This is a genomic window from Mycobacterium persicum, assembly GCF_002086915.1.
GTDB classification, from domain to species: domain Bacteria; phylum Actinomycetota; class Actinomycetes; order Mycobacteriales; family Mycobacteriaceae; genus Mycobacterium; species Mycobacterium persicum.
Window position 1 is genome coordinate 4,283,982 of sequence record NZ_MWQA01000001.1, and the last position, 9,656, is coordinate 4,293,637.

The following is a 9,656-nucleotide window of genomic DNA, read 5'->3' on the forward strand; positions in this document are numbered from 1 at the left end:
CGAACTGCTCTTCATGATCGAGGTCGCGGCACCGCCGGCTGAAGGTCACAATGTCCCAATTTGCACGAACGGATGGTGCAAAAGTGTGCACGGCCGGTTAACCGGTTCCCGGCAACCCGCGCCGAACGACCCGAAATCGCGGCGGTTTCCGCGACCGCGGCGCCGACGCCGCGACTGTGGCCTACCCCGCGATCGGGGCTAACCAGATCAGGTAGCCAACATGATCAGCCGGCCGAGGCTCAGCACGCCTGAATTGGCGATCCCGGTGTTGAAGAAGCCCGAGTTGAAACCGCTGAGCATACCGCTGGGGAAGGGGCCCATGACGTCGGTGACACCGGTGTTGAAAAAGCCTGAGGTGACGCCGGTGACAAGCGACCCACCGGAGGCCGAATTGAAAAAGCCCGAAATACCATGACCATCAGCGGCGGTGTTTCCAAGCCCCGAATTGCCGACACCCGTGTTGGAGAATCCCGAGTTGCCGGTGGCGGCGAAGCCGACCGGACCCTGGTCGGTGGCGCTTCCGACGGCGGTGTTCAGATTGCCCGCATTCCAAAAGCCGGTATTGACGTGACCCGAGTTGCCGAAGCCGGTGTTTGTCTCGCCCGAGTTGAAGAAGCCGGTGTTGAGGTTGTTCCCATTCCAGCCGCCGGTATTGATCGAACCCGCGTTCCCAAAGCCGGTGTTGAGCAGGCCCGAGTTCGCAAAGCCGACGTTGCCAGCCCCCGCATTCCCGAAACCGAGGTTGCCGGTACCCGAGTTCGCAAGTCCGAAACTGTTGAGGTGCCCCGGATAGACGGTGTTGGTGCCCGAACTGAAGACGCCGCGTCCAGCATCGGCGCCGACCCCGCACCGGTGAACATCAGCAAAGAATTGATCTCCGGTGGCAACACCATGAAATTGGTCACGATGGTCCCCCTGTCAATATCATGCCGAGTTCTGCGGGCGACCCGGCACCGACGCGGGAGCGAGTAACCCGCCACGCACGCTACGCCGACGCTGACGTCAATATTGGCTTTTCGCCAGAATTCCGGCCGGAGCGATTCGCTGATTTCAGCGGGCGCCAAGACCACCTCGATCGAGCCGCACGATCGGTCCGGCGCTCGGGTGTGCGACCATCGGTTATTTAATATGCTGTGCGGCAACATTTTTCAGAACTCGGCGCAGTCGGTATCGACAACCGAAGTTGCGCGGATTGGTGAATGCCGCACTAAGATGGCTGGCGATCACAAGGAGGTCAACATGATGGGCGGAGCTGACGCCATCTATCTGAACGGTGACATCGTCACGATTGACGATGTGCAGCCAACGGCCGAAGCAGTCGCCATCAAGGACGGTCGCATCGTTGCCGTCGGGGCTCGCGACGACGTTGTACAACAACACCGAGGCCCGCGAACGCGCACCGTCGATCTCGCCGGCAAAACACTGCTACCGGGATTCATCGACCCGCACAGCCACTACATCAATTCGCTCACGGTGGCCAACCAGGTCAATGTGTTCGCGCCACCGGCGGGTCCCGGCGCCGACGTCGACGCCATCGTGGCCGAGCTGAAGAACTTCCGCGACGCGCGCGACATCGGTGAGGGCGAGGTCATCATGGGATACGGCTACGACGAGACGGTCATGCCCGAGGGCCGGACCCTGCATCGAGAAGACCTCGACAAGGACTTCCCGAACAACCCGGTGATGGTCGGGCACGTGTCGTTGCACGGCGCCGTGCTCAATTCCGCGGCCATGGAAAAATACGGCATTTCCGCGAGCACCAGCACGCCGCCGGGCGGGGTGATCGTGCGCAAGGACGGCTCGGACGAACCCGACGGCCTGGTCATGGAAACCGCATTTCTGCCGATCTTTGCCTCGCTGCCCAAACCTACCCGCGAGCAAGAGGTCGAGTGGAGCATCGCCGGCCAAATGCTTTACGCCGCAGCCGGTATCACGACTGCTCACGAGGGAGCGACGCACGCGGCGGACATCGCTGTGATGCAACGGGCGGCCGCCGGCGGCGCCACCCTGATCGACATCGTCGCCTATCCGTTCATTCTCGATCTCGACGCGGTTCTCGAAGACAACCCGCCCGACACATTTGGGACCTACCACAACCGCGTCAAGCTCGGTGGCGTCAAAGTCACTCTCGACGGCTCGCCGCAGGGCCGGACCGCGTTCTTCACCACCCCCTACCTCGTCGACGGACCCGACGGACAGCAGAACTGGACCGGTGAGCTGCCGTTCCCGCAGGAAACCGTCGACGCCTGGTTCAAACGGGTCTACGACCTCGGTGTGCCGTTGAACATCCACGCTAACGGTGACGCGGCCATCGACGTCCTGCTCAAGGCACACGAATACGCCGCTGCCGGCGACCTCGCCAAAGACCGCCACACCACGGTCATCCACTCCCAGTTCGTGCGGCGTGACCAGCTCGACAAGTACGTCGAATACAACCTGATCCCGTCGCTGTTCACCGAGCACGCGTTCTACTTCGGCGACACCCACGTCCGGCTGCGCGGCCGGGAACAGGCGCATTTCCTCAGCCCGATGCGGACAGCGATCGACATGGGCCTGCGCCCGACCAATCACACCGACTTCAACGTCTCGCCCCTCGACCAACTATTCGTGGTGTGGACGGCGGTCAATCGCGTCTCTCGCAGCGGCGAGGTCATCGGCGCCGATCAGCGTGTCACGGCCCTCGAGGCGCTCAAAGCGATCACCATCAACGCCGCGTATCAGTACCGCGAGGAGCAGTCCAAGGGTTCGATCACCGTGGGCAAACTCGCCGACCTGGTGATCCTGGACGGCAACCCACTCAGCGTCGACCCGATGGACATCAAAGACATCGAGGTCGTCGAGACGATCAAAGAGGGGCGCACGATCTATCGCAGACCGGTCGCCGCCGCGTGAGCACCGGTCGAGCTCGAAGAGCGGGCCCGTCACGCCGAGCGGCGGATGCCGCGGCTCCGCCCAATGCCGCCCTTGAGCAGCAGGTCGCGCTCGGATTCGGACAAGCCGCCCCAGACGCCGTAGGGCTCGCCGACGTCCAGCGCGTGGGAGCGGCACTGCTCGATCACCGGGCAGCGGCGGCACATTTCCTTGGCGCGCTGCTCGCGCAGCATGCGGGCGCGGCCGCGCTCGCCGTCGGGATGGAAGAACATCGATGAGTCGACTCCGCGGCACAAACCCTGCAACTGCCAGTTCCAGATGTCGGCGTTGGGCCCAGGTAGCTGCTCCGGCTGTGGCATTGCTCATTCCCTCTCTGCACGGCACATCCAAGTGGAGGTTAGGTTCGCGAACGCGCGAGGTGTGCAACTGATACTTCAGAGGAGTCACCGATGACTACCAGACAACGCTAAACGCTAGGGGGACTGCCGAATTTCCGTCAATAGCCCGCCGGAGCGGCCAAATACGTGTGTGTTGGACGAGAATTAACTCGGTGTTCATCTGCCGCGCATTGGGCGACGGCCAGGCGTGCTATCGAGACCGGTTAGAAATCTCATCTTCGCAGCTCAGCCGGCTGCTGTGAGCAAGCTGTAATTTGCCGTCAGATGGCTGTGAGTAATGTGCACGTAACACAGAAACCACAAACTTTTTACCACTCAAGGTGTGTGAAACCCTAATGTTCGCATCCTCAATCGTCGGCCGCCGCGTCGTGCGGCCTTTTCCTTATTTCACCCGCCACGCCGATTCGCCCACCACGCCGATTCACCCGCCACGCCGATTCACCCACCGGCGGATTTCGCCGGCCGCGGCGACGCCGGCCGCGCGGGTGGCGGTTGGGGCCGGGCCGCGGATCGCGCCGGCATGGGCTGCGGTCATGCCACGACGAGGTGGCAAGTCCGTCGGTGGCTTCAGACTAGGGTGCAGCTATCACCGCGCAGGAATCTCGACACACCTCGTCGACCGATATGGCGATTGATTCGATTGAGTCGCGGTTAGCCGATGCAGCCTTTGGTAGTAGCCCGGGCAGCTGGCCGCTACCGACGGCGACGACGCCACGACAGCTGTGGCTGCGTGCCGTGGCCGCCGGGGGACAAGGTCGCTACGGCTCGGCGTACACCGACCTGGAGTCGCTGCGACGACGCGTTCCGGAGGGCCGCTGGGCGTCGCTGGCGCGCAGCACTCAGGGGTCATTTCTGCGCCAGCTCGGCTGGCACACCCTGGCGCGGGGCTGGGACGGACGCGCCATGGCACTGGCAGAGGCAGATCCGCAGGCCCGCGCTGATGCGCTGATCGGACTGGCGGCCGACGCTCTGGGCGTCGGCCGCTTCGCGGTCTCGGCGACGTTGTTGACGCGTGCGGACGCGGTGCTCGATGCGGCCGGGTTGCCGCCCGACGTGGCGAACCGGCTGGCGGTACGCCGTGGCTGGGTGGCCGCGGAGTTGGCGATGGCCTCAGGTGAGGCGGCAACCGCCGTCGACCACGCGCAGCAAGCGGTCGAGTCGGCGCGGTCCGGCGGGTCGGCCAGACACCAGGTCAAAAGTGAGGTGGTGCTGGCGGCGGCGCTGTGCAGTGCCGGCGCCGCCGAGCGCGCTCGCGGCGTCGGTGATGAGGCGCTGGCGACTACCGGCCGGCTGGGTCTGACTCCGCTGCGCTGGGCGTTGGCTTGCTTGCTGATCGATATCGGGAGTGTCACGTTTTCGACGCGTCAGTTGCGCGAAATTCGTGATATCTGCGCAGATCAAGTACGGCGCGCCGGTGGGACCTGGCGTCCCGCTTGATTCGCCGCTCGACCGTTATTGTCAATCCGTGAGTTAGCCCGGGATGTGTCCGGTTCGTAACGTTGGAGATATCGCCGTCAATGACAATTGAAGGGGAACGTCTCGACGCGGTGGTTGCGGAGGCCGTGGCAGGAGACCGGAACGCACTTCGGGAGGTGCTGGAGACCATCCGTCCGATCGTGGTGCGATATTGCCGGGCGCGAGTCGGCACGATCGAGCGCAGTGGCCTCTCGGCAGACGATGTGGCACAGGAGGTGTGCTTGGCCACCATAACGGCGCTCCCGCGCTATCGGGACCGAGGCCGCCCGTTCCTGGCCTTCCTCTACGGCATCGCGGCGCACAAGGTCGCCGACGCTCATCGTGCGGCCGGCCGTGACCTTGCCTACCCCGCCGAGTCGGTTCCGGACCGCCGATCGGCCGACGCCGGCCCCGAACAGCTTGCCATCGAAGCCGATTCGGTGACCCGGATGAACGAATTGCTCGAGATCTTGCCGGCCAAGCAACGGGAGATCCTGATCCTGCGCGTCGTCGTCGGCCTATCCGCCGAGGAGACCGCGGCCGCCGTCGGCAGTACGACGGGAGCGGTCCGGGTGGCCCAGCATCGCGCACTTCAGCGGCTCAAAGACGAAATTGTCGCGGCAGGTGACTATGCGTGATTCCGGTTTCGATCGCCCCGGCTTGGACGACCTGGCCGGCACCGAGCTACTCCTCGACGCGCTCGCCAGCCGCGCCGACGTCACCCTCGACGATCCACACGAAGACGCGCTGGCCGCCCTGCTGGGGCAATGGCGCGACGATTTGCGGTGGCCACCGGCCAGTGCGCTGGTGTCGCCCGATGAGGCCGTCGACGCGCTGATCGAAGGAATCGCCGAGCGCCGGCGCTCTCGCCGCGCGCTGGCCGCCGTCGGGTCGGTGGCCGCGACGCTGCTCGCGCTCAGTGGATTCGGTGCGCTGGTGGCCGATGCCCGCCCCGGCGACACCCTCTACGGGCTGCACGCGATGATGTTCAACGAGCCGCGCGTCAGCGACGACCCGATTGTGTTGTCCGCCAAGGCCGACCTGGCCAAGGTCGAGCAATTGATCGCCCAGGGGCAGTGGGACCAGGCCGAAACCCAGCTGGCCGAAGTCAGCAGCACCCTGCAGGCCGTCAACGACGGCAGCCGACGGCAGAACCTGCTCAACGAGTTGAATCAGCTGAACACCAAGGTGGAAAAGCGCGATCCCAACGCGACTCTGCCACCGACCCCGTCGCCCCGGTCCGTGCTTTCCCGGGTCCTTGCCCCGAGTGACGCCCCGGTGACCTCGTCGGCCCCGCCGGCTCCCGACACCGAGCCGGCAGCGACATCAGGGGCACCGGAATCGACGGCGACCAGTCCGGTCACCTCCGAGATGTCGACCGGTAGCCCGGTGCCAACGTCGAAGCCGACGGCCAGTCCGTCGTCGCCGCCGCCCACCAGCACGCCGGGGTCTCCGGCCGCGGGCACAACGGAACCCGGCTCATCGCCGGCACCCGCCGGGGAACCAGGCTAGAAGGAGCTACCGGGCGGACCGCCTAGTGACGGCGGTGAAACCCGTCTGCGTCTGACGTCGCTTCGTTGAGCGAGGCATCGGCGTATCCGCGGCAGTAATCCCACGTGACGTAGGCGTCCGGCTCGGGATCGTAGGCCGGCTCGTGCGGGCGGACGGTGCCGTCGATCAGCAGCTGCAGCAAGTTGGCCCGCAGCATGTCCCAGTCGTGGTAGTGGTCCTGCTGGCACTCGTCGCAGCAGACCACCAGGCCGCGAATCCCCTTGTGCGCCAGCAGAGCTTCGTAGACGGCGAGGTCGGCCAGGTCGGCCTCTACCGCCAGCCGCTCCTGCTGATCGAGGGGCTGACCGGGCTCGACGGCCTCCAGCGCCGCCGACGGGTCACAGGGGTCGTCGGCAAACGGATCGGGCGGCAAACCCGGCGGCAGGTGGTCGCGCACGCCTCTACAGTACGCAGCCAGGCGGCCATCGCGCCAGAAATTCAGTGGGCGCGCCGTGCGGGTCGGACCCACCCGCGCCGCAACCCCATCTCGCGCGCTTCGCGGCCTGCGTCGTCGCCCGGGCGGGAGCCGATAGGATGGATTTCTCACTCCGCATGCGTATGGAGGGCCCCCCGATGTCCCGTGGCATGTCTCGCCTGGAAGAAAGCTCCGACCTGGTCGGCAGCCCCTATGTGCGCGACGCGCAGGTCGGTGGCCTGACCGGTGACCCGGTGCCGACCGGTGGTGACGATCCGCACAAGGTGGCCATGCTGGGGCTGACCTTCGACGACGTGCTGCTGCTGCCGGCGGCTTCCGATGTGGTGCCGGCCACCGCCGACACCTCCAGCCAGCTCACCAAGAAGATCAGGCTGAAGGTGCCGCTGGTCAGCTCGGCGATGGACACCGTCACCGAATCTCGGATGGCTATCGCGATGGCCCGGGCCGGCGGCATGGGCGTGCTGCACCGCAATCTGCCGGTCGCCGAACAGGCCGGCCAGGTCGAAATGGTTAAGCGCTCCGAGGCCGGCATGGTCACCGATCCCGTCACCTGCAGGCCGGACAACACCTTGGCCCAGGTCGACGCGCTGTGCGCCCGGTTCCGGATCTCCGGGTTGCCGGTGGTCGACGACGACGGTGCGCTGGTCGGCATCATCACCAATCGGGACATGCGCTTCGAGGTCGACCAGGGCAAGCAGGTAGCCGAGGTGATGACCAAAGCCCCGCTCATCACTGCCCAGGAGGGGGTCAGCGCGTCGGCCGCGCTGGGTCTATTGCGCCGGCACAAGATCGAGAAGCTACCCGTCGTGGACGGGCGGGGCCGGCTGACCGGCCTGATCACCGTGAAGGATTTCGTCAAGACCGAGCAGCATCCGCTGGCCACCAAGGACAGTGACGGCCGGCTGCTGGTCGGTGCCGCCGTCGGTGTCGGCGGCGATGCGTGGGTGCGCGCCATGATGCTGGTGGACGCCGGGGTCGACGTGCTGGTCGTCGACACCGCGCATGCCCACAACCGGCTGGTGCTCGATATGGTCCGCAAGCTCAAGGCCGAAGTGGGCGACCGGGTCGATGTGGTCGGCGGCAACGTCGCCACCAGGTCGGCGGCCGCGGCCCTGGTCGACGCCGGTGCCGACGCGGTGAAGGTGGGCGTGGGCCCGGGCTCGATCTGCACGACCCGGGTGGTGGCCGGCGTCGGCGCACCCCAGATCACCGCGATCCTGGAAGCCGTTGCGGTGTGCCGGCCGGCGGGCGTGCCGGTGATCGCCGACGGGGGACTGCAGTACTCCGGCGATATCGCCAAGGCGCTGGCCGCGGGCGCGTCGACAACCATGCTCGGTTCGCTGCTGGCCGGCACCGCCGAGGCGCCCGGCGAGCTGATTTTCGTCAACGGCAAGCAGTACAAGAGCTACCGCGGCATGGGATCGCTGGGAGCCATGGCGGGCAGGGGCTCAGGCGCGGCGGCCAATTCCTATTCCAAGTCGTACTCCAAGGACCGCTACTTCGCCGACGACGCGCTGTCCGAGGACAAGTTGGTGCCCGAGGGGATCGAGGGCCGGGTGCCGTTCCGCGGCCCGCTGAATTCGGTGATCCACCAGCTGACCGGCGGCCTGCGCGCGGCGATGGGCTACACCGGCTCGCCCACCATCGAAGTGCTGCAGCAGGCGCAGTTCGTCCGGATCACGGCGGCCGGTCTCAAAGAGAGCCACCCGCACGACGTCGCCATGACCGTCGAAGCGCCCAACTACTACGCCCGCTGACGGCGCATCATGGTCGAGATCGGCATGGGCCGCACGGCACGGCGCACCTATGAACTCAGTGACATCAGCATCGTCCCGTCGCGGCGGACCCGTTCGTCGAAAGACGTGTCCACGGCCTGGCAGCTCGACGCCTACCGGTTCGAGATCCCGCTGCTGGCACACCCGACGGATGCCCTGGTATCGCCGGGGTTCGCGATCGAACTGGGCCGGCTGGGCGGGCTGGCAGTGCTCAACGGCGAGGGACTGATCGGCCGGCATGCCGACGTCGAAACCAGGATCGCGCAACTTGTCGAGGCTGCCGAGAAGGAACCCGAATCCTCGGCGGCGATTCGGCTGCTGCAGGAACTGCATGCGGCGCCGTTGAACCCCGAGTTGCTCGGCGCCGCCGTGGCCCGCATCCGGGAGGCCGGGGTGATCACCGCGGTGCGGGTCAGTCCGCAAAATGCCCAGTCGCTGACCCCGGTGCTGCTGCAGGCGGGGATCGACCTGCTGGTCATCCAGGGCACGATCGTCTCGGCCGAGCGGGTAGCCAGCGACGGGGAGCCGCTGAACCTGAAGACCTTCATCGCCGAGCTCGACATTCCGGTGGTCGCCGGCGGTGTGCAGGACCACCGCACGGCGCTGCACCTGATGCGCACCGGCGCCGCCGGCGTCATCGTGGGCTACGGCTCCACGCGGGGGGTGACCACGACCGACGAGGTGCTGGGCATCAGCGTCCCGATGGCCACCGCGATCGCCGACGCCGCGGCCGCGCGGCGCGAGTACCTCGACGAGACCGGCGGCCGCTACGTGCACGTGCTGGCCGACGGCGATATCCACACCTCCGGCGAACTGGCCAAGGCCATCGCCTGCGGGGCCGACGCGGTGGTGCTCGGCACGCCGTTGGCCGAGGCCGCCGAGGCGCTGGGCCAGGGCTGGTTCTGGCCGGCCGCGGCGGCGCACCCGTCGTTGCCGCGCGGGGCGTTGCTGCAGATCGCGGTGGGTGAGCGGCCACCGCTGGAACGGCTGCTCAACGGGCCGTCCGATGACCCGTTCGGCACCCTCAACCTGGTCGGTGGGTTACGCCGGTCGATGGCCAAGGCCGGTTATTGCGATCTCAAGGAGTTCCAGAAGGTCGGCCTGACGGTCGGCAGCTGAGCCGGCCAGCAGACGCAGAATCGCACGCGCGGGCCCCGCGCTGTGCGATTC

At 66.7% G+C, this 9,656-nt stretch carries 8 protein-coding genes and 2 pseudogenes; 6 read left to right on the forward strand and 4 right to left on the reverse strand.

The window, feature by feature from the left end; genetic code table 11:
• Nucleotides 1–540 precede the first annotated feature (540 nt).
• Nucleotides 541–759: pseudogene (locus B4U45_RS30475) on the reverse strand (PPE family protein); the annotation flags it as partial.
• 20 nt (nt 760–779) lie between these two features.
• A pseudogene (locus B4U45_RS30480) lies at nt 780–893 on the reverse strand (PPE domain-containing protein); the annotation flags it as partial.
• Between the two features lie 346 nt (nt 894–1,239).
• Here B4U45_RS30480 and B4U45_RS19635 point away from each other — a divergent pair.
• On the forward strand, nt 1,240–2,892 hold the full coding sequence (locus B4U45_RS19635) for an amidohydrolase (protein WP_099288639.1): 1,653 nt from the start codon (nt 1,240–1,242) through the stop codon (nt 2,890–2,892).
• A gap of 29 nt (nt 2,893–2,921) precedes the next feature.
• On the opposite strand, the gene B4U45_RS19640 is transcribed toward B4U45_RS19635, so the two are convergent.
• Nucleotides 2,922–3,230, reverse strand: a complete 309-nt coding sequence (locus B4U45_RS19640) for a WhiB family transcriptional regulator (RefSeq protein ID WP_023371166.1) — start codon at nt 3,228–3,230, stop codon at nt 2,922–2,924.
• Between the two features lie 663 nt (nt 3,231–3,893).
• On the opposite strand from B4U45_RS19640, the gene B4U45_RS19645 reads away from it, so the two are divergent.
• The 3 genes from B4U45_RS19645 to B4U45_RS19655 all read left to right on the forward strand — a co-directional run bounded on the left by B4U45_RS19645 (nt 3,894) and on the right by B4U45_RS19655 (nt 6,236).
• Nucleotides 3,894–4,706 carry a hypothetical protein gene (locus B4U45_RS19645; RefSeq protein WP_075547123.1) on the forward strand — a complete coding sequence of 271 codons (813 nt, stop codon included), beginning with the start codon at nt 3,894–3,896 and terminating at the stop codon, nt 4,704–4,706.
• A gap of 80 nt (nt 4,707–4,786) precedes the next feature.
• Nucleotides 4,787–5,362 carry an ECF RNA polymerase sigma factor SigD gene (sigD, locus tag B4U45_RS19650; RefSeq protein WP_075541136.1) on the forward strand — a complete coding sequence of 192 codons (576 nt, stop codon included), beginning with the start codon at nt 4,787–4,789 and terminating at the stop codon, nt 5,360–5,362.
• The gene (locus tag B4U45_RS19655) at nt 5,355–6,236 is read left to right on the forward strand and encodes an anti-sigma-D factor RsdA (protein ID WP_083153072.1); all 882 of its coding nucleotides are present in this window, start codon (nt 5,355–5,357) and stop codon (nt 6,234–6,236) included. Before sigD ends, B4U45_RS19655 begins: the two co-directional genes overlap by 8 nt.
• Nucleotides 6,237–6,258: 22 nt before the next feature.
• Here B4U45_RS19655 and B4U45_RS19660 read toward each other — a convergent pair whose 3' ends face one another.
• Nucleotides 6,259–6,672 carry a DUF5319 domain-containing protein gene (locus B4U45_RS19660; RefSeq protein WP_023371174.1) on the reverse strand — a complete coding sequence of 138 codons (414 nt, stop codon included), beginning with the start codon at nt 6,670–6,672 and terminating at the stop codon, nt 6,259–6,261.
• Between the two features lie 176 nt (nt 6,673–6,848).
• Here B4U45_RS19660 and guaB point away from each other — a divergent pair, with 176 nt between their 5' ends.
• Both guaB and B4U45_RS19670 read left to right on the forward strand, forming a co-directional pair.
• Nucleotides 6,849–8,468 (forward strand): IMP dehydrogenase, encoded by a 1,620-nt coding sequence (gene guaB / locus B4U45_RS19665; protein WP_075547181.1) that lies wholly within the window; start codon nt 6,849–6,851, stop codon nt 8,466–8,468.
• A 9-nt stretch (nt 8,469–8,477) separates the two neighbouring features.
• On the forward strand, nt 8,478–9,605 hold the full coding sequence (locus tag B4U45_RS19670) for a GuaB3 family IMP dehydrogenase-related protein (protein WP_075547125.1): 1,128 nt from the start codon (nt 8,478–8,480) through the stop codon (nt 9,603–9,605).
• Nucleotides 9,606–9,656 lie beyond the last annotated feature (51 nt).